The organism is Microvirgula aerodenitrificans DSM 15089 (genome assembly GCF_000620105.1).
Classification (GTDB): domain Bacteria; phylum Pseudomonadota; class Gammaproteobacteria; order Burkholderiales; family Aquaspirillaceae; genus Microvirgula; species Microvirgula aerodenitrificans.
Map to the genome: position 1 here is coordinate 16047 of NZ_JHVK01000011.1, position 26933 is coordinate 42979.

At 64.1% G+C, this 26933-nt stretch carries 21 protein-coding genes; 9 read left to right on the forward strand and 12 right to left on the reverse strand.

Annotation, left to right across the window (positions count from 1 at the left end; genetic code table 11):
* Window position 1: 1 nt before the first annotated feature.
* From rnc to Q352_RS20680, 11 genes are all read right to left on the reverse strand, one after another.
* The gene (gene rnc, locus Q352_RS0110685; protein ID WP_051528872.1) at window positions 2-715 is read right to left on the reverse strand and encodes a ribonuclease III; all 714 of its coding nucleotides are present in this window, start codon (window positions 713-715) and stop codon (window positions 2-4) included.
* Window positions 716-867: 152 nt separating this feature from the next.
* Window positions 868-1830, reverse strand: a complete 963-nt coding sequence (gene lepB / locus Q352_RS0110690) for a signal peptidase I (RefSeq protein WP_028499340.1) — start codon at window positions 1828-1830, stop codon at window positions 868-870.
* Window positions 1831-1893: 63 nt separating this feature from the next.
* Window positions 1894-3687: a translation elongation factor 4 gene (lepA, locus tag Q352_RS0110695; RefSeq protein WP_028499341.1), complete on the reverse strand. Its 1794-nt coding sequence runs from the start codon at window positions 3685-3687 to the stop codon at window positions 1894-1896.
* A gap of 68 nt (window positions 3688-3755) precedes the next feature.
* A complete protein-coding gene (locus Q352_RS0110700; protein ID WP_028499342.1) occupies window positions 3756-4001 on the reverse strand; it encodes a glutaredoxin family protein in 246 nt (81 codons plus the stop codon).
* On the reverse strand, window positions 3998-5413 hold the full coding sequence (locus Q352_RS0110705) for a DegQ family serine endoprotease (RefSeq protein WP_028499343.1): 1416 nt from the start codon (window positions 5411-5413) through the stop codon (window positions 3998-4000). The genes Q352_RS0110700 and Q352_RS0110705 overlap by 4 nt, the downstream gene beginning before the upstream one ends.
* Before the next feature lie 63 nt (window positions 5414-5476).
* A complete protein-coding gene (locus Q352_RS0110710; protein ID WP_028499344.1) occupies window positions 5477-5947 on the reverse strand; it encodes a SoxR reducing system RseC family protein in 471 nt (156 codons plus the stop codon).
* Window positions 5944-6903, reverse strand: a complete 960-nt coding sequence (locus tag Q352_RS0110715) for a MucB/RseB C-terminal domain-containing protein (protein WP_028499345.1) — start codon at window positions 6901-6903, stop codon at window positions 5944-5946. Before Q352_RS0110715 ends, Q352_RS0110710 begins: the two co-directional genes overlap by 4 nt.
* Window positions 6900-7403 carry a sigma-E factor negative regulatory protein gene (locus tag Q352_RS0110720; protein WP_028499346.1) on the reverse strand — a complete coding sequence of 168 codons (504 nt, stop codon included), beginning with the start codon at window positions 7401-7403 and terminating at the stop codon, window positions 6900-6902. Before Q352_RS0110720 ends, Q352_RS0110715 begins: the two co-directional genes overlap by 4 nt.
* A 6-nt stretch (window positions 7404-7409) precedes the next feature.
* Window positions 7410-8009 carry an RNA polymerase sigma factor RpoE gene (rpoE, locus tag Q352_RS0110725; RefSeq protein ID WP_028499347.1) on the reverse strand — a complete coding sequence of 200 codons (600 nt, stop codon included), beginning with the start codon at window positions 8007-8009 and terminating at the stop codon, window positions 7410-7412.
* A gap of 183 nt (window positions 8010-8192) precedes the next feature.
* On the reverse strand, window positions 8193-8609 hold the full coding sequence (locus Q352_RS0110730) for a hypothetical protein (RefSeq protein WP_028499348.1): 417 nt from the start codon (window positions 8607-8609) through the stop codon (window positions 8193-8195).
* Complete coding sequence (locus Q352_RS20680) at window positions 8587-9156, reverse strand: thioesterase family protein (protein ID WP_308417833.1); 570 nt, start codon at window positions 9154-9156, stop codon at window positions 8587-8589. Before Q352_RS20680 ends, Q352_RS0110730 begins: the two co-directional genes overlap by 23 nt.
* A 112-nt stretch (window positions 9157-9268) precedes the next feature.
* Between Q352_RS20680 and Q352_RS0110740 the strand changes: the two genes are divergently transcribed.
* The 5 genes from Q352_RS0110740 (at window position 9269) to trpC (ending at window position 12814) form a co-directional block, all read left to right on the forward strand.
* Window positions 9269-9733 (forward strand): universal stress protein, encoded by a 465-nt coding sequence (locus Q352_RS0110740; RefSeq protein WP_028499349.1) that lies wholly within the window; start codon window positions 9269-9271, stop codon window positions 9731-9733.
* Between the two features lie 117 nt (window positions 9734-9850).
* The gene (yjgA, locus tag Q352_RS0110745; protein WP_028499350.1) at window positions 9851-10408 is read left to right on the forward strand and encodes a ribosome biogenesis factor YjgA; all 558 of its coding nucleotides are present in this window, start codon (window positions 9851-9853) and stop codon (window positions 10406-10408) included.
* On the forward strand, window positions 10386-10994 hold the full coding sequence (mog, locus tag Q352_RS0110750) for a molybdopterin adenylyltransferase (RefSeq protein ID WP_028499351.1): 609 nt from the start codon (window positions 10386-10388) through the stop codon (window positions 10992-10994). Before yjgA ends, mog begins: the two co-directional genes overlap by 23 nt.
* A gap of 25 nt (window positions 10995-11019) precedes the next feature.
* Entirely contained in the window at window positions 11020-11973 is a 954-nt protein-coding gene (locus Q352_RS0110755; RefSeq protein ID WP_028499352.1) for a YheT family hydrolase, read from the forward strand.
* Between the two features lie 49 nt (window positions 11974-12022).
* Window positions 12023-12814 (forward strand): indole-3-glycerol phosphate synthase TrpC, encoded by a 792-nt coding sequence (gene trpC / locus Q352_RS0110760; RefSeq protein ID WP_028499353.1) that lies wholly within the window; start codon window positions 12023-12025, stop codon window positions 12812-12814.
* A gap of 30 nt (window positions 12815-12844) precedes the next feature.
* On the opposite strand, the gene Q352_RS0110765 is transcribed toward trpC, so the two are convergent.
* Window positions 12845-17239, reverse strand: a complete 4395-nt coding sequence (locus tag Q352_RS0110765) for an RHS repeat domain-containing protein (protein ID WP_084300071.1) — start codon at window positions 17237-17239, stop codon at window positions 12845-12847.
* A gap of 35 nt (window positions 17240-17274) precedes the next feature.
* Here Q352_RS0110765 and Q352_RS0110770 point away from each other — a divergent pair, with 35 nt between their 5' ends.
* The 4 genes from Q352_RS0110770 (at window position 17275) to recD (ending at window position 26827) form a co-directional block, all read left to right on the forward strand.
* A complete protein-coding gene (locus Q352_RS0110770) occupies window positions 17275-17955 on the forward strand; it encodes a YiaD family glycine zipper/OmpA-like lipoprotein (RefSeq protein ID WP_028499355.1) in 681 nt (226 codons plus the stop codon).
* Window positions 17956-18027: 72 nt separating this feature from the next.
* Window positions 18028-21348, forward strand: coding sequence for an exodeoxyribonuclease V subunit gamma (gene recC / locus Q352_RS20685; RefSeq protein WP_051528873.1), 3321 nt, complete (start codon window positions 18028-18030; stop codon window positions 21346-21348).
* A gap of 8 nt (window positions 21349-21356) precedes the next feature.
* A complete protein-coding gene (locus Q352_RS0110780; protein ID WP_051528874.1) occupies window positions 21357-25007 on the forward strand; it encodes a UvrD-helicase domain-containing protein in 3651 nt (1216 codons plus the stop codon).
* Window positions 25004-26827 carry an exodeoxyribonuclease V subunit alpha gene (gene recD / locus Q352_RS20690; protein WP_051528875.1) on the forward strand — a complete coding sequence of 608 codons (1824 nt, stop codon included), beginning with the start codon at window positions 25004-25006 and terminating at the stop codon, window positions 26825-26827. Before Q352_RS0110780 ends, recD begins: the two co-directional genes overlap by 4 nt.
* The last annotated feature ends 106 nt before the right edge of the window (window positions 26828-26933 follow it).

A 26933-nucleotide genomic window follows, 5' to 3' on the forward strand; every position in this document is an offset into this window, starting at 1 on the left:
GTCACAGTTTGTGTCGGGGTTTGGCGGCATCATCGTGCGCGGCGATCAGGTCGAGCGCACGTTCGGCCGCGAGTTGCTCGGCGGCGCGGCGGCTGGCGCCCTCGCCGCGGCTGGCAATGCCAAGGGCAGGAATGTCGCAGGCCACGTCGAAGTGCGACAGGTGGGCGTCGCCGGTCTGGTTGACGATCCGGTAGGCCGGCAGTGGCAGGCGCCTTGCCTGCAGCACTTCCTGCAGATGGGTCTTGGCATCCTTCGCCTGCCGGTTCAGGTCGATGCCGGCGATGCGCGACGCATACAGCCGGCGGACCACGCCCTCGGCGGCGGCAAAGCCGGCGTCGACGCTGACCGCGGCAAACAGCGCTTCCATCGCGTCGGCGAGAATGGACGGCCGGTCGTGGCCGCCGCTCTTGCGCTCGCCGTCGCCGAGGAACAGGCAGTCGCCCATGTTCAGCTCGCGCGCGATTTCGGCCAGCGTGCTCTGGTTGACCAGATTGGCGCGCAGCCGCGACAGCTTGCCTTCCGGCAGTTCCGGAAAACTGTCGAACAGCATGCGTGCCACGGTGTAGTTGAGGATGCCGTCACCGACGAATTCCAGCCGCTCATTGTTCGGCTGCCCATAGCTGCGATGGGTCAGCGCTTCCTTGAGCGGCGCCGTGTCGGAGAAGTCGTGGCCGATGCGTTGCGTCAGCCTGGTAATGGGTAAAGGTGTTTTCACAGCGTCGCAGAGGCGGCCGCGCAACGCGCGACCGGGGAAAGTCGGAGATCGCGCGGGCCGGGGCCCACGCGAGGAAAGATGGGCGCCGGGCGCCCGCTACGCTTCTATTCTACGCATCCCGGCGCGATACCGCAGTCCGCACGCCGCACGGATCAGTGGATCTTGCTGCCGACCCGGCCGAAATCGCCGAAGTTCATCCAGATCAGGAAGGCCTTGCCGACCAGCATATTGTCCGGCACGAAGCCCCAGTAACGGCTGTCGTCACTGTTGTCGCGGTTGTCGCCCATGGCGAAGTACTGCCCGGCCGGCACCTTGCAGACAAAACCGTCATCGTCGTAGTTGCAGTTCTCGCGCCCCGGGAACGAACGCACGGCCGCCAGGTACAGGGTCGGCGAATTTTCGACCCTGGCCACGTCGTATTCCTTGCTGCCGAAGGTTTCGCGGTAGCGCTGGGTGGCCACGAACTGCAGATTGCTTTCGCTGTACTCGTAGCTGCCGACCGGCTTGTCGGTGACCGGCTTGCCGTTCACCAGCAACTGCTTGTTGCGGTATTCGACGGTATCGCCCGGCAGGCCGATGATGCGCTTGATGAAGTTGACCTGCGGGTTCGGCGGGAAGTTGAACACCACCACGTCACCGTGCTGCACCGTGCCGACCGGCACCAGCACATTGTTGAGCACCGGCGTGCGGATGCCGTAGGCGAACTTGTTGACCAGAATGAAGTCGCCGACCACCAGGCCCGGCCGCATCGACGATGACGGGATCTGGAACGGTTCGACCAGGAAGGAGCGCAGCACAAACACGGCGAGGATGACCGGGAAGAATCCGCGGGCATACTCGATCCAGGACGGTTCCAGCTGTTCGGCCGGGCGCGATTTCACCAGCACGAAGCGGTTCAGTGCGGCAATCAGGCCGGTCACCAGCACGAAGACCAGCATGACCGCGGTAAAGCTCATGAACTGGGCCAGCAGTCCGAACACGCCGATGACCAGCGCCAGGTAGCCGGTCTGGTTCAGGATCGGCTGATCCTTGTCTTCCGGCTTCTTTTTCGGTGCCGCCAGTATCAGCACGATGCCGAGTACGAGCAGCACGGCGAAAATCCACAGCCAGTTCATTGTTTTTCCTTCCGGTTTTTTTATTCGGGGCGGCGGGAAGCCGGCCGCGGCCGGCTTCGGGCCTTACTTGTCGCTGACCTGCAGGATGGCGAGGAACGCTTCCTGCGGAATCTCGACGTTGCCGACCTGCTTCATGCGCTTCTTGCCGGCCTTCTGCTTCTCCAGCAGCTTCTTCTTGCGGGTGATGTCACCGCCGTAGCACTTGGCCAGCACGTTCTTGCGCAGCGCCTTGACCGTCTCGCGGGCAATGATGTTGTTGCCGATCGCCGCCTGCACCGCAATGTCGAACATCTGGCGCGGAATCAGCTCGCGCATCTTCGACACCAGCTCGCGGCCACGGTAGATCGCGTTCTGGCGGTGGACGATCAGGCTCAGCGCATCGACCTTTTCACCATTGACCATCACGTCGAGCTTGACCAGGTCGGCCGCCTGGAATTCCTTGAACTCGTAGTCCAGCGACGCATAGCCGCGACTGGTCGACTTCAGCTTGTCGAAGAAGTCCATCACCACTTCGTTCATCGGCATTTCGTAGGTCAGCATCACCTGCCGGCCCATATACTGCATGTTGCGTTGCACGCCGCGCTTCTGGTTGCACAGCGTCATCACCGCGCCGACATAGTCCTGCGGCACCAGGATGGTCGAGGTGATGATCGGCTCGCGAATCTCGTCGACCTTGCTCAGGTCGGGCAGCTTGGACGGGTTGGCCACTTCGACCACCGTGCCATCCTTCAGCAGCAGTTCGTACTCCACCGTCGGCGCGGTGGTGATCAGGTCCATGTCGAACTCGCGTTCGAGACGTTCCTGGACGATTTCCAGATGCAGCAGGCCGAGGAAGCCGCAGCGGAAGCCGAAGCCCAGCGCCTGCGAGACTTCCGGCTCGAAGTTCAGCGACGCGTCGTTCAGCTGGAGCTTGTCCAGCGCATCGCGCAGCGACTCGTAGTCATGGCTTTCGACCGGATACAGCCCGGCGAACACCTGCGACTTCACTTCCTTGAAACCCGGCAGCGCGGCGGCGGCCGGACGCGAGGTCAGGGTGATGGTGTCGCCGACCTTGGCCGACTTCAGTTCCTTGATGCCGGCGATGACGAAACCGACCTCACCCGCACTCAGCTGGGTCCGCTGCACCGACTTCGGCGTAAACACGCCGACCTGCTCGCACAGGTGCTCGGCGCCGGTGGCCATGAACCTGATCTTGTCCTTCGGCTTCAGTGCGCCGTCGATCACCCGCACCAGCATGACCACGCCCACGTAGTTGTCGAACCACGAGTCGACGATCAGCGCCTTCAGCGGCGCGGTCGGGTCGCCGGTCGGCGCCGGGATGCGCCGGACCACGACTTCGAGGATGTCCTCGATGCCGATGCCGGACTTGGCCGAGGCGCGCACGGCATCGATCGCCTCGATGCCGATGATGTCCTCGATTTCCTGGCTGACGCGTTCGGGTTCGGCGGCCGGCAGGTCGATCTTGTTCAGCACCGGCACCACTTCGACCCCGAGGTCGATCGCGGTATAGCAGTTGGCGACAGTCTGCGCCTCGACCCCCTGCGACGCGTCGACCACCAGCAGCGCGCCTTCGCAGGCGGACAGCGAGCGCGAGACTTCATAGCTGAAGTCGACGTGCCCCGGGGTGTCGATCAGGTTCAGGTTGTACACCTGGCCGTCACGCGCCTTGTAGGTCAGCGACGCGGTCTGCGCCTTGATGGTGATGCCCCGCTCTTTCTCGATGTCCATCGAGTCGAGCACCTGTGCGGACATCTCCCGCATGTCGAGGCCGCCGCAGAACTGGATGAACCGGTCGGCGAGCGTGGATTTGCCATGGTCGATATGGGCAATGATCGAAAAATTGCGGATGTGCTTCATTCGTTCCTGCAAGCAATAAAGAAGGGCGCACGTCGCGCCCTACTGGAGTTCGGAATATCGCGCGGATTCTACCCGAATTCCGCGAGACAGGCAGCGAGCTTGGCCTGATCGAAATGCCAGTGGCAGACTTCGCGCCCGTCCGGACCGCACAGGACCGGCACCAGCTCGTCATACTTGTCCACCAGCGCCGGGTCGTCATCGACCTCGATCACGGTCAGTTCGACCGCCCCGCGTTCCACATACGGCGCCAGTGCCGCGCGCATGGCGTGGCACAGGCTGCAGTATTCGCGGAAATACAGTGTCAGCCGGGTCACGGCTTGCTGATCGGCAGTGCCAGGAACAGCGTCGCGCCATTGCGCACGATGCGCAGCGGCAGCGCCGAACCGGACGGCGCACTGTCGACGCGGCCCTTCAGCTGCGCGAACGAGGTCAGATTGTCATTGCCGATGCCGACAATGGCATCGCCCGGCACCAGGCCGGCCCGGGCGGCCGCCCCGGTCGCACGCTGGACGACCAGCGCGAAGCGCACGCCGAGATGTCCGAGCAGGGCCGGCGGCGCATCGGCCAGCACCAGTCCGAGCGAGGTGACCGGCTGGCTCTTCGGCGCGGCTTCGCGCGGCCTGGCCGGTGCACGTTCGGCCTGGGTATCGTCGCTTTCCCTCAGCTCGTCCGGCACCACGGTCACGCTCTGCGCACCGCGGTTGCGCCACACCTCGACTGCCGTTGCCTGGCCCGGCTTGATGCTGCCGATCAGCCGCGGCAGATCCGAGGTCGAATTGATGGCCGAGCCGTTGACCTTCAGGATGATGTCGCCGGCCTTCAGGCCGGCCTTTTCGGCCGGACCGCCGGGCTCGACCGCATTGACCAGGGCGCCGGACGCACGCGGCAGGCCGAACGAGGCCGCCAGTTCCTTGGTCAGTTCCTGGATCTGCACGCCGATGCGGCCGCGACTGACCCGGCCCGAGGCCTTCAGCTGGTCGGAGACCTTGACCGCCACATCGATCGGGATGGCGAAGCTGATGCCCATGAAGCCGCCGGAGCGGCTGTAGATCTGCGAGTTGATGCCGACCACCTGCCCCTGCATGTTGAACAGCGGGCCCCCGGAGTTGCCCGGATTCACCGCCACGTCGGTCTGGATGAACGGCACATAGTTTTCATCCGGCAGCTGGCGGCCCTTGGCCGATACGATGCCGGCGGTCACCGAGTTGTCGAAGCCGAACGGCGAGCCGATCGCCACCACCCACTCACCGACTTCCAGCGACGAGGGGTCGCCAAGATCGATGACCGGCAGGTCCTTGCCGTCGATCTTCAGCAGTGCCACGTCGGTGCGGGCGTCGGCGCCGACCAGCCTGGCCTTGTAGCTGCGCTTGTCGGTCAGCGTGACGGTGATCTCGTCGGCACGGGCCACCACGTGTGCGTTGGTCATGATGTAGCCGTCCGGCGACAGAATGAAGCCCGAGCCGAGCGAGGCGGCCTGGAACTCGCGCTGTTGCGGCGGGGCAAAGCGGCGGAAGAACTCGAAGAACGGGTCGCCTGCCATGTCGTCCGGTATCGGGCTGACATTCTGGCGCACGGTCTGCTTGGTGGAGATGTTGACGACCGCCCTGCCCTCTTTCTTCACCAGCTGGGTGAAGTCCGGCAGGTTGGCGAGCGATGCGGCCAGCACCGGCGCCTGGCCAAGCGCCAGCCCCAGCGCCAGAGAAACGGCGACAATCGATTTTTTCATCGTTAGGAATCCCCCTGAATGCGTAACGGTCGCGCCCGGTCAATGCCCGGCGCGGCAAGAATGCTATGTTTTATTGTGCCCGGAACAGTGGCCGCCGGCACAGGCGGCGCGGCGGCGAACAATGGCCGGCTGGTAGTCGGCCCGTCCGGCGTATCTGGTGGCAAGGCGACGAATGATCAACAGCGACAAGGCAAAAGCCGCCGCGCCGCCGACGACGGACGCGGTCTCGCCCGCCAGCGCCCCCAGCGACGCACCGGCAAACAGGGCCGCCACCGGCACCAGGTACATCAGCAGCGAGCCGTGCAGCAGCGCGCGCTCGGCCACGGCGACGATCACCTTGTCGCCGGCCTGCGCGCCGACCGGGTTCGCGACCCGGTAATGCTGGCGGCCGACGGAAAACAGCCGCGAAATCGACACGGAGTGGCAACCGCCGCTGCCGGCGCACGCGCCGCAACTGCCGTGCGGCCGGGTTTCGACCCACGCATGGGCGCCGTCATGCTCGACGGACAGGACGCTGGCTTCGGTTTCTATCATGGGCGGAGCAGGATGATGGTGTGGGAAACGGACTGGACGGCATTATCCGGCAGATCGCCGACCACGGTCACCAGGATATCGCCCATCTTGCGACTGCGCAGGGTAATGGCGCCGTTCTGCATCGCCGTCGGCTGGACCGCGTCCGGCACCCGCTCGATAAAGACCGACAGCGAGGCGACGCCGTCGCTGTACACCAGGTGCCTGACCGCCTGCTGGCCGGACAGCAGGCGACGGCTGACGTCGCGCTGCAGGGAAAAGCCTTCGGGCAGGCCCGGAATCTGGATGCCGCGACCGCCATCGCCCCGGTCGCCGGCGGCAACCGGCATCCGCCAGACGGCGCCGTCGCGGTATTGCGGCTGCAACTGGCCGAGGTCACCCAGCTTGCCCAGTTTCAGCTCGCTGAAGCTCAGCCGGTCGATGATCTGGCGGTCTGCCGTCAGGATGGCCGATTTCAGGATCAGCGAAGTGCGGATGTCGGCACAGAAACGACGCGGATAGCGCTGCGCATCGCGCGGCGTCAGCTGCCACCAGACACAGTCGCGCCCGGCAGCCCGGTCCTTGCCGATGCGCTCGACCGCATAGTGGCGGGCGATCTCGGCCCGGTTGTCGCCGAACAGCGACGGAAAGGTCTGGAACGCGCCGGTCCGGGCCGCCTTCAGCGCCTGACGGTCCGGTGCGTAGACGGTCAGCGACTGGTTGTCGCGCACCACCTCCCACGGCGGATCATCCAGCGACTCGCGTTTTTCCAGCGGATTGCCCAGGCCGGAAGCGTGGGCCAGCCGATAGGTCATCAGGCTGCGCGCATACTGATGCTGATAGATGCCGCTGTACGACTGGCGATAGGCAGCAGCGGCCACACGGTCGAGCAGTGCGACCGCCTGCTTGCCGCCCAGCGGTACCGCCGCCGCGCAGACCGGCACCACAAGAACGCACAAAGCGGCACGCCAGCCGCTCATGGCTTCCCCTCCGTCGCCATGGCGACGGTCTGGATACCGGATTCGAATGCAAGCTCATGGTGAGCGGCGATATACGGATTGGCATCGCCAGCGGTCGCCAGCGGTCGCGCCACCGGCATGACCGTCGCCGGCCCGCCGTCAGCCACTTTCAGCGGGATCTTGCCGGTATCCGGGCTATCGGAGTCGAGCGGGCTCCAGCCAATGATGCCGGCCAGGAGCAGGCTGGCGGCCACGGCCCAGCCGGCATAGCGGTGCGAGCGCCGCACCTGCCGGCCCGACACCGGTGCCGCAACCGGCGCGTCCTCTGCCAGTCGCTGACGCACGCGGTCGGCCACGTCGACATCGAGGCAGCGCGATTGGCGCATGGCGTCGCCGATTACATGCCAGCACTGCCAGTCATCACACCGCTCGGATGCGCCGTCCGGGTCATTCCAGGGCACAGTGCCCTTGCCGTCCGGCCATTCTCCATCGAGAAACGCGGATAACTGTTGTTTGTCCATCTTGATTCACCACCTTTTGTTCTTCGGTGTATCCAGTAATGGCTTGAGCTGGGCCGCGATCGCTTCCCGTGCGCGGAAAATGCGGGAACGCACTGTCCCCACCGGGCACTGCATGGCCACGGCAATATCTTCGTACGACAATCCCTCGAGTTCCCGCAAGGTAATGGCCGTCCGCAACTCTTCGGGCAGCGCTTCAACCGCCGCATTGACAGTGGCGATAATCTGCCGCGATGCCATTTCGGTTTCCGGCGTGTTGTTGTCGGCAATCTGTCCGGCCGGATCGTACGGTTCCCCGTCCTCATCGTGATTGTCCGTGTGCAGCACGACGTGCCGGCCACTGACGCTCAGGTGATTCTTGGCGGTATTGATGCCGATACGGTACAGCCAGGTATAGAACGCGCTGTCGCCGCGGAAATTGGCCAGTGCGCGATACGCCTTGACGAAGGCCTCCTGGGTGACATCCTCGATTTCAGCCGGGTCGCGTATGAAGCGCGACAGCAGTCTCGCCAGCCTGCGCTGGTACTTGAGCACGAGCAAGTCGAATGCATGCCGGTCCCCGCGCTGCGCCCGCCGGACCAGCTCCAGATCCGCATCCCTTTCGCTCATGTGTTGAACAACCCCCTGTGCGGCCGCAATGCCACTGTCTGAGTGTAGCTTCCGCCCGGGCCCTGCTCTGCCAGCAGCGACCGGCGGGAGACCCCACCCGTATCAGGGGTACCTGTTGCCATGGACAGGCGACAGGGGCGGAAGTTCGGCAGCAACGGCAGTTTTTTTGTCAGCGCTGCCAGGTCAGGAGCGAACGAACTCGCCCTCGATATTGGCCAGCGTCAGGTTCCAGCTTCGCATCATGTGCTGCAGCAAGGCCACTTCGCCGTCGCCCATCGCCTCGTCCGCCTTGCACAGGTCGATGGCCAGCGCGCACACCAGCACGCGCAGGTGGCGTTCGGTCACATCTTCGAGCAGGCGGTCGACGCGCTGGCGGTCGATCAGGTGGATGGCGCCATCCTGGTCGGCGTCATCGCTGATGTCGTTGCAGTAGGTCCGGAACACGTCAATGAACTGCTTGCGTCCAATGCCGACGAGGTCATAGACATGCAACTGGTCGAGGACGTCGAATTCGTGATCGTGCGCCTCGCCGTCGCCCAGCATGAACATGGTCAGCAGGCGGGCGATGGCCTCCGGGCTATTCGGTGGGTAATCCCTCATGACGTTCTCCATCGGTATCGGTTGTCGGCTGGAAGCGGGAGACGAAGGCGGAGGGGGCGCGGGCAACCTTGCGCGCCTGATAGTCGAAGAACACGATCCCGGTCTTGACCCTGGCGATCTCGGTGCCATCACGCTTGCGCACCATCGCATACAGCAGGTCACAGCCATATTTGTTGAAATCCGCCACGGCCACGCTGACGACGAGTTCGTCACCGTGGAAGGCTTCGGCACGATACACCACTGCGGCATCGCTCATGATGATCCCGCAGCCATGAACGTCCATTTCCGTGTGGCCGAGCGATTTCAGGAAGCGCAGCCGCGCCTCGTGCGCCAGGCGCAGCACGGCATCATTGCCCATGTGGCCACCATAGTTGATGTCGCCGATGCCGATGGTCAGCGTGGTGGAGAACGGGAAATGCGACGGCAATTCGATGGACAGACGCGACATGATGGCCAGATACGCGATAAAGTTCGATCGAGTGTATTCACTACCCTGCGCCAAATCAATCAGTGCCAATGGTGCGGCGCGATACACTGCGCCGGTCATGGCGGCGCCGGTTCGCGGACATTTTTTGCGTTCGCGGCAACGGCAAGCCACTAGCTGCACATTTGGTGACGGCAGAAGTCTATAGTTTAGAAACCCCCGGATAGGAGAGATCATGTACAAGCGACTCTATGTACCGGTCGACGACAGCAATACGGCCCGGCGCGCACTGGAAGAAGCCTCGCGCTTTGCCCGGGAAAGCGGCGCCAGCCTGAAAGTGGTCCATGTGGTCGACCTGGCCCAGTACGGCTGGGGCGGCGCGGAATTTCTTGATGCGACCGAGTTGCAAAAGAATATTCGCGAAGCCGGCGAACATGTACTCAAGGACGCGATCGAGGTGCTGGCCGAACATGGCGCCAGTTGCGAGACGGCAATGCTGGAAAGCTGGGGCGACAAGATCGCCGAAGTGCTGATCGAGGACGCGAAGAAGTGGAACGCCGACCTGATCGTGATGGGCACGCATGGCTGGGGCGAGATCATGACCCTGATCATGGGCAGCGTCGCCGAGGGCGTCATGCGCCGGACCGAGATCCCGGTCATGCTGCTGCGCGGCCGTCCCGAGGACATCAAGAAGGCCTGATGCCGCCGGCCCCGGGACGCGGGGTCGCGCGCGCAATGGCCGGCGTCTGCTAGAATCCGGCCTGATTCCCCTGCCGGCCTCTGCGCCGGCCTTGTCATTTCCGCCGAGAGCCAGTCCTTGAAAGCCACCCCCGATAACGACGACGACCTGATTCCTTCCAAATCGCAGATCAAGCGCGAGATGGACGAATTGCAGGAACTCGGCCAGGCGCTGACGGAGCTGTCGCGCGACACGCTCAAGCACCTGGTGCTGCCCGACGACCTGCGCAGCGCCGTCGTCGAGTACAAACGCCTCAATGCGCACGGCGCCCAGCGCCGCCAGCGCCAGTACATCGGCAGGATCATGCGCAATGTCGATCCCGAGCCGATCCGCATCCAGCTTGCCACCCTGCGCGGTGAAAACACCCATCACAACAACTGGCTGCACGGCATCGAACGCCAGCGCGACCGGCTGCTGGCCGACGACAAGGTGCTGTCCGAACTGGTCGCCGAGCACCCGGGCTGCGATGTACAGCAGTTGCGCACGCTGATCCGCAATGCCCGCCGCGAGCAGGCCGAGAGCCGGCCGCCAAAATCGTTCCGCGAACTGTTCCAGGCGCTGAAGGCGCTGTATCCGGAACCGCCGCTGGTCAACTACAAGCAGGAGCGCGACGGTGACGACGACGAGGACGCCTGAACCGGTCCGCATCGGCCTGGTGTCGGTCAGCGACCGCGCCAGCCAGGGCGTCTACGAAGACAAGGGCATCCCTGCGCTGCGTGACTGGCTCGCCGCCGCGCTGTGCAATCCGGTCGAGTTCGAGACCCGGCTGATTCCCGATGAACAGCCGCTGATCGAGGCCGCGCTGATCGACCTGGTCGACAATGCCGCTTGCGACCTGGTGCTGACCACCGGTGGCACCGGTCCGGCCCCGCGCGATGTGACCCCGGACGCAACGCTGGCCATCGGCGAGCGCGAAATGCCCGGTTTCGGCGAACAGATGCGCCAGATCAGCCTGCGCTTCGTGCCGACGGCGATCCTGTCGCGGCAGACGGCCGTCATCCGCGGCCGCGCGCTGGTCCTGAACCTGCCCGGTCAGCCGAAGTCGATCCGCGAAACACTGGAAGGCCTGCGCGATGCGGACGGCCACAGCGTGGTGCCCGGCATCTTCGCCGCCATCCCGTACTGCCTCGACCTGATCGGTGGTCCGTACCTGGAAACCCGCGACGATATCGTCAGGGCATTCCGGCCAAAATCGGCCCTCCGCCCGGCCGGCACCGCCTGAACCGGCCCTGTTCCTGCCCTGCCGCATGCCACGCTATCGCCCGCCCCGCTGGTTGCCTGAAGGCCACAGCCAGACCATCTGGCCGGCCCTGGTGCTGAAAGATCGCCATCCGCATTACCGCCGCGAACTGTGGGACACGCCGGACGGCGGTCGCATCGCACTCGATTTTACCGATGCGGCCAACCCGGACGCTCCGCTGGTCGTGCTGTTCCATGGGCTGGAAGGCTCCAGCGCCAGCCACTACGCCAGCGCGCTGATGCGTCGGGTGCGGGCGCGCGGCTGGCATGGCGTGGTGCCGCATTTCCGCGGCTGCGGTGGCGTGGACAATCCGCTGCCGCGTGCTTATCACGCTGGCGACTCGGCCGAGATCGCCTGGATTCTCGACCGGCTCGCCGCCCGTCACGCCACGGTCTACACCGCTGGCGTCAGCCTCGGCGGCAACATGCTGCTGAAATACCTCGGCGAGGCCGGCCACCACGCCATCCCGGCCGCGGCTGCCGGCATCAGCGTGCCGGTGGACCTGCACGCGGCCAGCGAAAATCTTGACCGCGGTTTTTCCCGCGCCGTGTACACCGGCATGTTCCTGAAGACCCTGAAGCGGACCAGCCGCATCACGCTGGCACGCTATCCGGACCTGTTCGACCGCCAGCGCATGGAACACAGCCGCACCTTCAGCGACTTCGACGATGCGGTCACCGCACCGCTGCACGGCTTTGCCGGCGCCCTCGATTACTGGACCCGTTCCAGCAGCAAGCCGCTGCTGAAGGACATCGGCCGGCCGACCCTGCTGCTGAACGCGCGCAACGATCCGTTCATGCCGGCGCGCGCGCTGCCGGCCGAACACGACGTCAGCCGCTGGGTCTGTCGCGAATTTCCCGAACATGGCGGCCATGTCGGCTTCGTCTGCGGCCGCTTTCCGGGTAACATCGACTGGTTGCCGGAACGGTTACTGGATTTCTTCCAGCAAAACGGCGGGTAAGCCCTACCGCGCGCTCCGGCCAGTCCGCCCACGCCCACGAAACGTTCCCATGTCCGATATCCTCGCCCGCATCCTCGATACCAAACAGACCGAAGTCGCTGCCGCCCGCCAGGCACGCCCGCTCGAATCGCTCCGCCGCGATGCCGAAAGCCGTGGCGACATCCGCGACTTTGTCGATGCGCTGCGCTCGAAGCATGCTGCCGGCGCGGCCGGCGTCATTGCCGAGATCAAGAAGGCCAGCCCGTCCCGGGGCATTATCCGCGCGGATTTCGATCCGGCCGATATCGCCGCCAGCTATGCCGGCCATGGTGCGGCCTGCCTGTCGGTCCTGACCGATCGTGATTATTTCCAGGGCCTGCCGGCCTACCTCGAAGCCGCCCGCGCTGCCTGCTCACTGCCGGTACTGCGCAAGGACTTCATGGTCGACAGCTACCAGCTGTATGAAGCGCGCGCGATGGGCGCCGATTGCGTGCTGCTGATCGCCGCCGCACTCGACGATGTGCAACTGCGCGACTTCGAAGCCGTGGCCGCCGGCCTCGGCATGGCAGTGCTGGTCGAAGTGCACGACGCGGCCGAACTCGACCGCGCGCTGCGTCTCGACACGCCGCTGATCGGCGTCAACAACCGCAACCTCCATACCTTCGACGTCAGCCTCGATACCACGCTGGCCCTGCTGCCGACCCTGCTGGCGGAACGGCGCATTCCGGTCAGCGAAAGCGGCATTGCCACGGTCGACGACGTACAGCGGCTGCGTGCGGCCCATGTCCAGACCTTCCTGGTCGGCGAAGCCTTCATGCGCGAAGCGTCGCCCGGCGCCGCACTGGCCGGCCTGTTCGCCTGACGACAGCAGGGCCCAGCCCTGCTGCCGGCATCAATGGCCTGCCGCAGCAGGCCTGGCGAGAATTGCGAATTTCAGGAGCTGGGTCTCGCAAATGCGCTGCCCGCGCGCCAGCGAAAATGTCAGACCGTAGGCGTTTTGCCCACTGAACACATAATCATAGTATTTATACGTCAACGTTTTTACGGTGTGCATGTCCGAATAACCGGACTGCACGCTGAAAAATCCCTCCGCAATCTGGTTGCCATTAATATCACACAGGCAGGGGTTGGTGCTGCAACTGCCTTTCGCATTAACATGTGTGATATAGAGGACCTGCCCCTGCACACGCAGGAAAAGCATCAGAGAGGTCTCCCCCCCGGTGCTGTCATTCTGATACTGCTCAACAAGCAGCTCATTCTCAGCATAAATTCTGGCGGTTTTCTGTGACAGCGAAAGCGCTTCGCTCCTTGTCGTGACCCACACATTCCTCATCAAGTCATCATAGTAATAGTCTGCAGTGCGCGTCTCCGGCACACGGCCACTCAATATCGACTCTACCTGTAATCTGGAAAAATTTTCACTTCCGGCATACTGGTAATGAGCAGAGACAACATCAGATCCGGCCGTATAGGTTTTCTCTGTAAAGTTTCCCTCCGGACTCGTTGCAAAGGCCACCGTTGCCACGCTGGTACCTTTTTTTGTTTTCTCAATTTTTTTCAATACACAATTATTGACAAAGCTGTATTTTTCAATAATTTCCCCGCCTTCTGTTTCACTTTTTTTCTCGCTTATATTACCCATGGAATCGATGGAGAATGACTGGGAAATGACCTTGTCTTCATACTCGTTCATATAAACAATGCTCCCTCTTCTCGCCCACTTCGAGGCCAGCCCCCGGTCATTTATTTCAAAATTTTCCCCCCACACAAAATGCTGCCTGCCAGCAAAATAATAATGTGTGTCCCTGACATGGCAATGCGCATCATATGTTACCCTTGATTTTAAAAATTCCCCATTTTTATCAGAGTAGCTGAATTTGTTGACCAGATTATTTTTCCCATAGTGCTTGTAAATGGAGAGAGCCGCAAATTTTTCATCCCACATCAGGCGCCCCCAAAGATGCTGCTGCACCAGATTGCCGGAAGCGCCATCCCACACCATATTGCACTGGCTGACAATGGCATTGTTCAATTCGAGGACGACCGATTTTATCTTTCCGTCCGGGTAATAACGGTAACGTTTCCTTACCACATAACCTGTTCCACCACCAAATTTCATTGTCACTGTCAACGACTCGATATTCCCCGACTTTGTCCTCACAAAAACCGTCTTGTAGCTTCCCATCACCAGGTCTATCCACTGCCCGGTCTCCGTAAGCAAATGCCCGTAGTCATCATAGGAAAAAGTCCTCGAATATGCTTCGGCACTGCTACTGGTCAGCAATCCGGTAGTGGCATCATGATTGAATTTTCGAGCTGAATACGCCTTGCCGCTTGCAAGGTCACATATCTGGAATTGGGAAATATCATCCATTTCTGCCACGTACTCATACTTCCACACCCGCCCCTTGTTGACAGCAGGCTCCGTATCTGCCGCAACCGTGACCTGACTCGGTCGCGTGAGTATCGCACTCCCGGTGTAATCGTAGCGCGTAGCCACGCCAGAAACTTTTGACTCTTTTACACGGCCCAGACCATCGTATGAATAGAGGCTCATCAGCGCTGCATCAATTTGTGTTGACGCTACCAGTTCGTCAGTGCTATGGGGCGCATAGGTCATTTTTACCGTACCACTTGACGTCCCTTTCTTCTCTATCTGCCGGTCAAAATCATCGTAGGAATATACCAGTGCCTCTCTATCTGTCTCGGTGTGACGTATCAATCGTCCCAAAGCATCGTAGTCAAATGTTTCCTTTATATCTGGCAAGGTATTTGATGAAGGGCTGCGCTGCTCTTTCAGTCTGAGCCGGTTATGATTATCGTAAAACATGATTTCTGCAATATCGCCAGGATATTTGGTCACGGTAATGCTTTTTTTGTACAATGCATTTTCATGAGAATCGTAACCGTATTTTTGCGAGCTTTTATCCCAGTTGGACTGGCTGATCATCTCGTCAAATACATTCCAGACGAAGGTGTTGACCTGCTTGCTGATAATATTTCCATCAGCAGCATAATCATATTTATTCTCGACCACCAACTGACCAAGGTCATTATATTCCTGCTCAGCCATTACCCAGAGCGTGTTTTCCCCGTCTACGGAAATGGATTCTTTGACAAGGCGACCAAGACCGTCATACAGCGAGATGGATGTCTTTTTGTCCGATGTTTTCTGGCGCGTCACTGTATTTTTGGCAGCATTGAAGACAATCGTTTCCGTTACGGGGAACCGCCCCCCTACTGCATAGTCTGTTTTTATGACTCGCCCCAGAGTGTCGTACTCATAACTGGACACCAGTTTGTTTTTATCCTGAGTCTGCACGATGTCAGCGGTCACATACAGCTGCCGTGTGAGGCTCTGCGAACCGGCACCATCGTAGCCTGCAAGGGTCTCCGTCATGGTCAGCTGTTTATTGCTGTCATCCTCGGCATAGGAAGCGGATTTCGTGGTGGACAAATAACTCACCACCCCATCGTCCCCAATGGTACCAACACTGACCACCGTCGTGCCTGGTCGCCCATTCGGTTCATAACTGTATGCGGTTTTTTGCAACACCGGTGCAGGCGTGGATTGCGACGGCTTCTCGACATGAAAATATTCTGCTGCAATCAGAATCAACTGTGTTTTATCCAGCTGGACGTAGGTGTAGTCCCAGACTTTTCTCGGGTAATTATCCTTTTCCATGCCTGGCGACAATATTTTTCTTTTTAAATAATCGGCCATGCCGGACGGACTTGCCGGGCAAAGCAAATTCCCCGCACTGTCTTTTTCTCCTGCGGCATCATAATATTCACTCCACTCTGTCATGCCTTCTATATTGGTATAGCGAATCAGGTTGGCATAGACATCATACTCATAATTCTCAACATCAGAGTGTTCAATAATTTTCCCACTGGAACCTGGGCTGGATTGTTTGTATTCCTTTTGCACTGGCAGCATGAAAGTGCTTGACTGCCCATCAATATTCGAGCCAGCAACAAGATTGTAATCGTATATTTCAAATATCGTTCTTTCCTGCAATGAATAGAATGGTTTCAGGCTGGTCATTAAATAATATTTATTATATGCAGTCTCTGTGGTTCTTGATGGGTTTTTCGCCGCCCCCACTTTTTCATAGCTGACAAACTGATAGTCATCCGGCAATAGTTCAAGATTATCAGCCTCGTTATTCCAGGCAGCCACATCCGGGTACCCCAGGTAATTTCTTTCCTTGCCGCTGCCAGATTCTTTTTGGTATCCATATGTTTTATGGACAGATTTGATGGTGCCATCTGTGTCGGTCGAGACATAACTGTCCACTGTGGATACGGCTCGCACCGTTGCCGCAAGCCCGGCGGGCGCCGGCAAATCCACATAGCTTATGGACTCTTTTTGATAGAAATCCAGCCACGATTCGCATGACGTCATTTCCAGACACAGCCCGTTATTATGATACACGTAGGAAAATTGATATAATTTTTCTCCGGACGAACTTCCATCAACAGTAATGGAAGCGAGTTCAGACAGATTATCCCCAGCAAAATTGAAAACAAAGGTGGCACGTGGCGTTGTCACCCTGTGCGTTCCGTTTTTGGCCTCGGTCGCAACCATTACGACGCCATCATCATCGGTTATGGTGAATGAACCATCAATATACGAAGCGACCCCGACCCCTTTTCCATTCGGGTACTGGATACGACTCAACCGGCCAAATGTCAGCGTTTCCACAATGCCGTTTTTGTAAGTTACCGTATACTCATTGCCATTTTTCTCAAATTTGAATATGCTGATTTTTTTGTACTTCAGTGTAACCGTCTCTGCCGTTTCACTGTCAATCCGGTACCGGCTGCCATCAGACAGGACCAGCGTCCTGATCTGTGCCCCCTGGTCATATTCGGATTCTATGCGGGTGAGATTGAAATCCCAGCCGATCCCGTAGCCGTAATCATGCACACTGAACTGGTTGAATCGCAAAACCAGCGTTATTTCCGGCCCCTGCAGTTTATTGGCTGAGAACCGGGCCATCTCTATATTCCTGAGATACATCAGCGTGCAGTTATTCACCCCATCGTCCGACCAGTCCATCAGGCTGAAAACATTGGAAAAGAAAAGCATAACGCCTCCTGCACCATCACAAAATCGTATGAGCCAGGGCCGCTGGCAGGCGCGGGCCGCCAGGCACGGAAAGGGGTGTTCGGCTTCATGTATCCATTCGTTATAAGCCTCCGGTACTCCATCGCGGCAAGCGGATGGATGAATGGCAGCTGCTGTCGGCGCATGGGCCAGCCCCGGCTGAAGTGGTACCATTTCCGGCTGTATTGACTCAGCACCAAAGGATCTTCATGTCGTTCCGTCGCCCCGCTCTCCTCGCCGCCCTGATCGCGGCCGTCACCCTCACCGGTTGCGCCACTGACGAATACGGCAATCGCCTGCCAACCAACGACACCACCATGGGCGCCATCATCGGCACCCTCGGCGGTGCCGCTGTCGGTGCCGCCATCAATCACAAGAATCGCGGCAAGGGCGCACTGATTGGTGCGGTCGGCGGCGGGCTGGCCGGTGCCGGGGTCGGCTACTACATGGACCAGCAGGCCAGGGATTTCCAGAAACAGCTCGCCTCGCAGATCCAGGCCGGGGCCATCGACGTGCAGAAGCGTGCCGACAACACCATCATGGTCACCATGACCAGCGCCACCGCCTTCGATACCAATTCGGCGGCACTGAAGCCGGGTTTCATGCCGACGCTGGACACCATCTCGCGCATCGTCAACAAGTACGGCAAGACCACGCTGGTCATCACCGGCCATACCGACTCCAGCGGCAACGACCGCATCAACGTGCCGCTGTCGCAGAACCGTGCCAGATCGGTGTATGACTACTTCCTCGGCAAGCAGGTCAACAGCCAGCGCCTCGGCTACCAGGGTGTCGGCGCCAGCCGCCCGCGCGCCAGCAATGCCACCGAATACGGCAAGCAGATGAACCGCCGGGTGGAAGTGCTGATCGAACCGGTCGTCGCCAACTGAGCTGACGGCAAGCCGGCATCCCCCGGAGCGGCCATGTAAGATGGCCGCTCCGGTCGTTTTTGCCTCCTGCCCATGCTGACGCTCTATCGTTCCAACCGCCTCGAAGTTCTCGCCCAGATCCTGATTGCCCAGTTCGGTCATGGCGACCCGCTGGCGCCCGAGGTCGTGCTGGTGCAGGGGCGCGCGGTCGAGCGCTGGCTGACCCAGCGCATCGCCAGCCAGTGCGGCATCGCCGCCCATTTCCAGTTTCTGTTTCCGGCACGGCTGGCCTGGCAGCTGACCCGGCCCGAGCGGCATGCCGCCGAGCCGCTGTCGCCGTATACACCCGAGGTGCTGAGCTGGCGGGTATTCGACCTGCTGGAGCGCGGGAATGGCGCGGCCGCCGATCCGCTGCTGGCGCATTATCTCGGCCAGGGCGATGCGGTGTTCCGCTTCGATCTGGCCGCGCGCATTGCCGATGTATTCGACCAGTACCTGCTGTACCGGCCACTGTGGGTCGCGGCCTGGGAACGCGGTGAGCGCTGCGACCTCGGCCCGCACGAGGAATGGCAGGCCACGCTGTGGGCCACGCTGGTGGCCGATGAACCGGCGCCGCACCGGGCCGAATCGCTGGGCCTGGCGCTGCAGGCGCTGGAGGCCGGCCAGTTGCCGGAGGATCTGCCGCCCCGGCTGTCGGTGTTCGCCCCGGCCAGCCTGCCGCCGATGTACCAGCGCCTGCTGCAGGCCATCGCCCGCCACCGTACCGTCGATTTCTATTTGCTCGACCCGTCGTCGCAATGGTGGGGCGACGTGCGCGACTACAGTGAGCAACTGCGCGCCGGCATCACCGAAACCGACGACGCCGACACGCTGCACCTCGATGTCGGCCACCCGCTGCTGGCCTCGCTCGGCAAGCAGTGGCGCGATTTTCTCGGCCAGATCCTGACCCTGGAACCAGCCGAATCGACCCCGGTGTTCATCAGCAACCGCCACGCCGACGAGGCACCCCGCCCGCTGCTGCTTGAATTGCAGGACGACCTGCTGCATCTGACCGACCGCAGCCGTGCCCACGACAATACCCTGGTCGTGGCCGACGACGACCGCAGCATCGAATTCCATGCAGCCTCCAGCCCGATGCGCGAGGTCGAGGCCGTCTATGACCGCCTGCTGACCCTGTTCGACGCCGATCCAACCCTGACTGCCAGCGACGTCGCGCTGCTGGCGGCCGATATCGACCGCTATGCACCATGCATCGACGCCGTGTTCGGCACCGATCGCGTCGACGAGCGGCCGCGACTGGCCTACTCGATCGCCGACCGCGCGCTGGCGCGCGAACACCCGCTGTACGCCACCGTACTCGGCCTGATTGCCCTGCCCGGCAGCCGCTTCGAGGTCGAGCGCATCACCGATCTGCTCGCCCTGCCGGCGCTGCGACGCCGTTTCGGTCTGTCCGCCGCCGACGGTGACCGCATCGCCCACTGGCTGGCGACAGCCGGCGTGCGCTGGGGCCGCGATGCCGCGCACCGCGAACGCTTCGGCCAGCCGGCGGAACAGCAGAACACCTGGGCTTTCGGGCTGACCCGGCTGCTGCTCGGCTTCGCCCTGCCGCCGGCCAGCAGCGCAGAGGCCGCGCTGTACACGCCCGACGACGTGGCCTGGCTGCCAAGCCCGGGGCCGGAAGGCGCCGACGGGGAAACCCTGGGCCGCCTGTGCGAACTGTTTGCACGACTGGCGGCATTCGACGATGCCTGCCGCGAAGACCGTCCGGCACCGCAGTGGTTCGCCCTGCTGCAAGCGCTGCTCGACGACCTGCTGCAGGCTGACGACGACGAGGCCCTGCCGTTCGAGCGCGTGCAGGCGGCAGTGGCGGCGTTGCAGGAAGAGAGCCGCGCCGCCGGCGACCGCACCGCCGTGCCGTATGCACTGGCCCGCACCCGGCTGGAAGCGCGGCTGAGCGGTACACCCGAACACAGCCGCCACCTGGCCGGCGGCATGACCGTCGGTGCGCTGGTGCAGTTGCGCGGCGTGCCGTTCCGGGTCATCGTCCTGCTCGGCCTGAACGACGGCGACTTCCCGCGTCAGCCACGCGCGCCCGGTTTCGATCTGATCGCCCGCCACCCGCGTCCTGGCGACCGTTCGCGCCGGCATGATGACCGTTCGCTGTTTGTCGAAACCCTGCTTGCCGCACGCGAACGGCTGCTGATCAGCTATATCGGCCAGAACGAGCGCGATCTGGCCGAGCTGCCGCCATCGCCGGTCGTCGCCGAGCTGATGGATGTCATCGAACGCGGCTACCGGCTGGCGTCCGGCGCACCGCTGCTGCCGGCGCTGTGTGTGCGCCATGCGCTGCAGCCGTTCAGCCCGCGCTATTTTGGCGCCGCCCCGCCACTGCCACCCGGCCATCTGGCCATCCACGCCGAGCTGGCCACCCTGCTGCATGCAGGGCAGGCCGGCCGCCCGGCCGCCGGGCTGTTCGCCAACGGCATCGTGCTGCCGGCGGTCGAAATCCCGGCCCTGCTCGAACTCGACACACTGGTCCGCTTCTGGCGCCACCCGGCCCGCTGGCTGCTGCGCCAGCGTCTCGGCCTGTGGCTGGACCACGACAGCAGCCCGCTGGACGGTCGCGATCCGTTCGCCCTGGACTTCAATGACCGCCAGCAGCTGACCCGCACCCTGTTCGCCGCCATTGCCGATGGCGATGACGGCCACCAGTTGCTCGATCGCGCCCGCGCCGGCGGGCTGCTGCCGCATGGCGAGTACGGCAGCGCGCTGCTGCACCAGGAACAGCGCGTGGTCGACGTACTGGAAAGCCGGGCCCGGGAAGTCGCCGGTGGCAACACCGCCCCGTTCGACATCGATCTGCCGCTGCCTGCCGGCACCGGCCAGACCCTGCGCCTGAGCGGCCGGCTGGGCGATGTCGAACGGCATCCGGACGGCCGCCCCAACCGCACCGTGCTGCGCCCGGGCGGGCTGTTCCCGTCCGACCTGATTGTCTTGTGGATCGAGCATCTGGCGCTGTGCGCCGGCTGGCCGGACACACTGCCGGCACCGGTCACCGGCGTGCTGGCCCGGGGCAAGGAGGCGGTCGATGCGCGCCGGTTGCGGCCGCTGGCTGCCGCCGATGCCCGGGCCCGGCTGGGCGAACTGGTCGACGGCTTTCTGCAGGGCCAGCAGTCCGCCCTGCCGTTCTTTCCGCGCACCGCGCTGGCCTGGGGCGAAGCCGTCCGGGGCGACAAGCCCGGCGCGGCAGTCGCGCAGAAGAGCTGGAACAGCGATGGCGACCGGCGCGGCGACGGCGACAACCCGTATGCCCGCGCGGCCTTCGGCGAGCGCGACACGCCACCCGACGGCTTCGAACACTGGGCCGGGCGCATCGTGCTGCCTTTGCTGGACCATCTGGAATCATGGAAATAGGCCCCGACATGTCCGAAGCCCTCGACCTGTTCGCCCTGCAGCCGCAGGGCGTGCAACTGATCGAAGCCAGCGCCGGCACCGGCAAGACCTGGACCCTCAGTTCGCTGGCGGTACGGCTGGTGGCCGAGCACGGCCATGCGGTCAGTGAGCTGCTGATCGTCACCTACACCAAGGCGGCAACGGCCGAGCTGCGCGACCGCATCCGCCAGCGCATGGTCGATGCGCACGCGGTGCTCGGCGGCGAGCGCGAACCCGGCAGCGATGCCTTCCTGTCACGGCTGCCGGTCGCACTGGACACGGCCGGCGTCAGCCGCGAGCGTGCGCTGCGGCGGCTGACCTACGCCATCCGCACCATGGACGAGGCGGCGGTCTACACCATTCACAGCTTCTGCCAGCGCGTGCTGACCGATCGCGCGTTCGAGTGCGCGATGCCGTTCGACGCCGAGCTGGTGCCGGACGAGAATGCGCTGATCGCCGAGCTGGTCGACGATGCGTGGCGGACCACCGTGGTCGACCGCCATCCGCTGATCGCCCGCTACCTGGCTGAACAGGGCGAAAACGCCGATGTCTGGCGGCGGCTGATTGCCCCGGCCGTCGCCCGCCCGGACATGGAGATCCTGCCAGCCGACGGCGAAACCCGGGCACCGGCCAATCGCCAGGCACTGGCCGCGCTGGAAGCCGACTTTGACGCCGCCTGGCAGCTGTGGCATGCCGACGGCACCCGCGACAGCGTGCGCTCGCTGCTGCTCGGCGGCGCGCTGAAAGCCAATATCTACCGCGCCGACTATGTTGAAGCGCGCCTGCTTGCCGTCGACCAGCTGTTCGCCAGCCGCATCGCCCCGACCCGCTCGCCCGGCGACAAACTCGGCTATTTCACGCCGGCGGTGCTGGCGGCCAGCGTCAAGGCCGGCGCTGATGTACCTGCCCATCCATTCTTTGCCGCGGTCGAACGCCTGCTCGGCCACTGGAACTGGCTCGACGACGCACGCACCGGCCTGCTGGCCGCTGCCGCGCGCGAATGCCGCGACCGGCTGCCGGCGCTGAAGGCCGAGCGCCGGCTGCTGTCTTACGATGACCTGCTCGGCAAGCTCGATGCGGCGCTGGCCGATCCGGCCCATGGCGATACGCTGGCGGCACGGCTGGCCGAGCGCTATCCGCTGGCGCTGATCGACGAATTTCAGGACACCGACCCCACCCAGTTCCGCATTTTCCACGCCATCTACGGCCAGCGCGGCGCAGCGTTCTACGTCGGTGACCCGAAGCAGGCGATCTACGGCTTTCGCGGCGCCGACATCCACGCCTATCTGCAGGCGCGCGATACCGCCCGGGCCCGCCATCACCTGGATACCAACTGGCGCTCGGACCGTGCGCTGATCGAAGCCGTCAATGCGCTGTTTGCGCGCACCGGCAACCCGTTCGGTTTTCGCGGCATCCCGTTCGAGCCGGTCCACGCCCGCCCGGGGGCGGATGACGGCATGGCCGGCGATGGCCATGCGGCAATGACGGTCTGGTCGCTGCCGGACGATGCCGCGCTGAACAAGGGTGACGCCACCGCACTGGCGGTGGCCGCCGTCGCCAACGAGATAGCACGCCAGGTCGCCGCCGGTCTCGACGGCCGGTTGACGGTCGGACCGCGGCCACTGCAGGCCGGCGACATCGCCGTGCTGGTCGATACCCACTGGCAGGGCGCCCAGGTCGCCGCCGCCCTGGCCGTGCGCGGCGTGCCCAGCGTGCTGCAGACGCGCGACAGCGTACTGGCCAGCGCCGAGGCCGGTGAACTGCAGCTGCTGCTGGAGGCCGTGGCCGACCCGGCCAATGCCGGCAAGGTGCGTCGCGCCGCCGCGCTGACCGGCTCGGCGCTGGATGCCGGCGGCCTGTACCGCCTGCACGAGGATGGCGAGGCGCTCGATGCCGAACTGGCCCGCTACGCCGACTGGCGCACGCGCTGGCAGGAACAGGGGTTCATGTCGATGTTCCGCGACTGGCTGTTCGCTACCGGCCACGCCGCGCGTCTGGTCGCACTCGGCAATGGCGAACGCCGGCTGACCAACTGGCTGCACCTTGGCGAACTGATTGCCGGCGAAAGCGAACGCCTGCACGGACTGAATGCCGTCATCGACTGGCTGGCGCGCGAACGCGATGCGGCCCGGGGCGGCGAATCAACCCTGCTGCGGCTGGAAAGCGATGCCCAGCGCGTGCGCATCGTCACCGTGCACGCGTCCAAGGGACTGGAATACCCGGTCGTGTTCCTGCCGTTCGCCTGGAATGGCGCGCTGTGGCATGCCCATGCCCGCTCGACCGTGCGCGTCGGCACCCTGTACGACTACGGCAGCGATGCGCTGGCGGAACGGCAGGCGCTGGCCTCGGTCACACTGTTCGCCGAAAAATTGCGCCTGCTGTACGTCGCCCTGACCCGGGCCCGCCATCGCTGTCATCTGGTCTGGGGCAAGGCCGGCAAGCAACCGTCGCTGCTCGACAAGCACGGTACGGCGAAAAACAGCGCCCCGGAAGCCTTCGCGCCGGCCCTGGCCTGGCTGCTGCATCCGCCACCGGCCGGCAGCGATCAGGCCGATCTCGATTTTCCGCGCCTGCTGGACTGGTACGAGACGGTCTGGCGCCCGCTGGAAACCGCCGACCTGGATCAGGCCATCGCCAGCTGGCCTGGCGTCGGCCAGCAGCACATTGATGCCGCACCAGCCCCGGTCGTCGTCGCCCCGCGCACCCGCGACACGACCGTCCCGCTGGCCGCACAGCCGTTCCTGCGCGACCGGGTACGCCCCTCGTGGCGGCGCGCCAGCTTTACCTCTCTGGCACATGCCGGCGAACCGGTCGACGTGGCACCGGAACGCGACCGCAGTGAAGTGGCACCCGCCCCGGCCGACGCGCCGGCTGCGCCCGATCCGCTGTCGCCGGCCGCCTTTCCGCGCGGCGCGCGTGCCGGTGACCTGCTGCATGCGCTGTTCGAGCGCATCGAGTTCAGCGCGCCGGCCAGCGCACACCATGACATCATCGCCACCGAACTGCGCCGCAGCGGACTGTTCAGCGACGACGAGCTGGCGCAGTGGCAGGTGCCGCTGGCCAACTGGCTGGCGCAGATTCTGGCCACGCCGCTGCTGGCCGACGGCCTGACGCTGTCGGCGCTGCCACGCCACAGGCGGCTGGTGGAAATGGGCTTCACTTTCTCCAGCCGCACCTTTGCCGCCCGGGCACTGGCCCGCACCCTGGCCGACCCGGTCCATCAGGTCGACCCGGCCTTCATTGCGGCGGCAGCCCAGCTGGACTTCGGCGTCGTGGACGGTTTCATTACCGGCTTTATCGACCTGGTCTTCGAACATGACGGCCGCTACTGGCTGGCCGACTACAAATCGAACCACCTCGGCCACCAGCCTGCCGACTACGACCACGCCACACTGACCGCGGCCATGACCGGCTCGCACTACTACCTGCAGGCGCTGCTGTACACGCTGGCACTGCATCGCCATCTGCGCGTGCGGCTGGCCGACTATGACTATGACCGCCATATCGGCGGGGTGCTGTACCTGTTCCTGCGTGGCATCGACGGCAGCGGCGAGCACGGCGTCCATCGCTGGCGACCGGCCCGTTCACTGATCGAGGCGCTGGACCGGCTGGCCACCCCGCGAGAGGAGACGCCGGCATGATGACCCCCGACCTGTTCGACGACCTGCCCGACCTGCCGCCCCCGGCAGAACCGGTCGCGCCCCCGGCAGCGATCGCGCCGACCGCCATGCCGCGCCTGCCCGGCCACCTGGCCGCCGCACTCGGCGCGCTGGCGCCACAGCGCGACAGCTGGGTCGAACAACTGCTGGCCGATTGTGTGCGTGCGCTGTACGACGGCGACGTCTGCCTGCATCCCGGCAGCCGTGCCGACCGGCCGGCCGATGCCGAGAGCCGGCTGCGCGCCAGCGCACTGGTCGGGGCACCGGGCGAAGTCGCACCGCTGATCCTCGATCATGGCTGGTTGTACCTGGCCCGCTATCAGCAATTCGAGCAGCGGCTGGCCGAACAGTTGCTGGCCCGCGCCCGGCCGCCGGCCGGCTTCGACCCGCAGCGTGCCCGGGCCGCCATCGACCACGTATTCGGCCCGCCGCCGGCTGCGCACGATGGGCAGCGGCTGGCGGCGGCCAGCGCGCTGGCATCGTCGTTCGCGATCATTTCCGGCGGCCCCGGCACCGGCAAGACCACCACCGTCACCCGGCTGATGGCGGCCCTGGTCGAACTGGGCGGTCAGCCGCCGCTGCGCCTGCGCCTGGCAGCGCCGACCGGCAAGGCCGCCGCGCGGATGAGCGAGTCGATTCGCCAGCAGAAGGCGCGCCTGCCCCTGCCGCCGGCCCTGCTCGCACAACTGCCGGACAGCGCCCAGACCCTGCACCGCCTGCTCGGCGTGCAGCCGAATGGCGGCGGTTTCCGCCACCATGCCGGCCGGCCGCTGGATCTCGACGTGCTGGTGATCGACGAGGCGTCGATGGTCGACCTGGCGCTGCTGGCACGGGTAGTCGATGCGCTGCCGCCAGACGCGCGGCTGATCCTGCTTGGCGACAAGGACCAGCTCGATGCGGTCGAGGCCGGCAGCGTGTTCCCGGCGCTGTGCGCCGGCCGTGGCCTGGAGGCCGACACCCGGGCCATGCTGGCGACGGTCACCGGCCAGACACCGCCGGACGGCCCGCTGCCGGCGTCGCGTCTGGGTCAGGTGGTCGCCGTGCTGACCCACAGCCATCGTTTCGGCGCCGACAGCGCCATCGGCCAGCTGGCGCGCGACATCCATACCGGCAACGGCGAAGCGGTCGCCGGCCGCCTTGCCGCGGCACCGGCGCCCGGTGGCGACGACGCGCTGAGCGCCGGCAATGGCACACCGGCCGCGCTGGAGCGGATCGCCGCCGACGGCTACCGCGCTTATCTGGCCTGCGTGCACCACGGCGACGAGCCGGCCGCGGTACTCGCCGCCTTCGACCGTTTCCGCGTGCTCAGCGCTCACCGCGACGGGCCGGACGGCGTGACCCAGCTGAATGCCCGCATCGAACGCGCACTGCATCTGCCGGCCGACCGGCCACAGTACCCCGGCCGGCCAGTCATCGTGCGCGAGAACGACTATGCCCTCGGGCTGTTCAACGGCGATATCGGCATCCTGCTCGACACCCCGGCCGGCCTGCGCGCCCACTTTGCCGAGGCCGACGGCGGCGTGCGTCACCTGTCTCCGGCCCGCCTGCCGGCGCACGACACCGCCTTCGCGATGACAGTGCACAAGTCACAGGGCTCGGAATTCGACCGTGTGCTGTGCGTGCTGCCACCGGCCGACTCGCCGCTGGCGACCCGCGCGCTGTTCTATACCGCCGTCACCCGCGCCCGCCACGCCGTCTGCGTCTGGGGCGACCCGGCCGCCGCGCGGGCCGCGGTCATGCAGGTACCGACGCGACAGTCCGGGCTGGCGCGCCGCCTGCAGGTCACGCCCGGGCCGGCATGAACCGCCTCCCCCGGCAGGGGGGTCGCGCCGGATAACAGACCGGCTGTCATCCGGCGCTTTTTTCACCTTTACCCTGAAACAGGTACTGCTAGTCTTGGCTCATGAT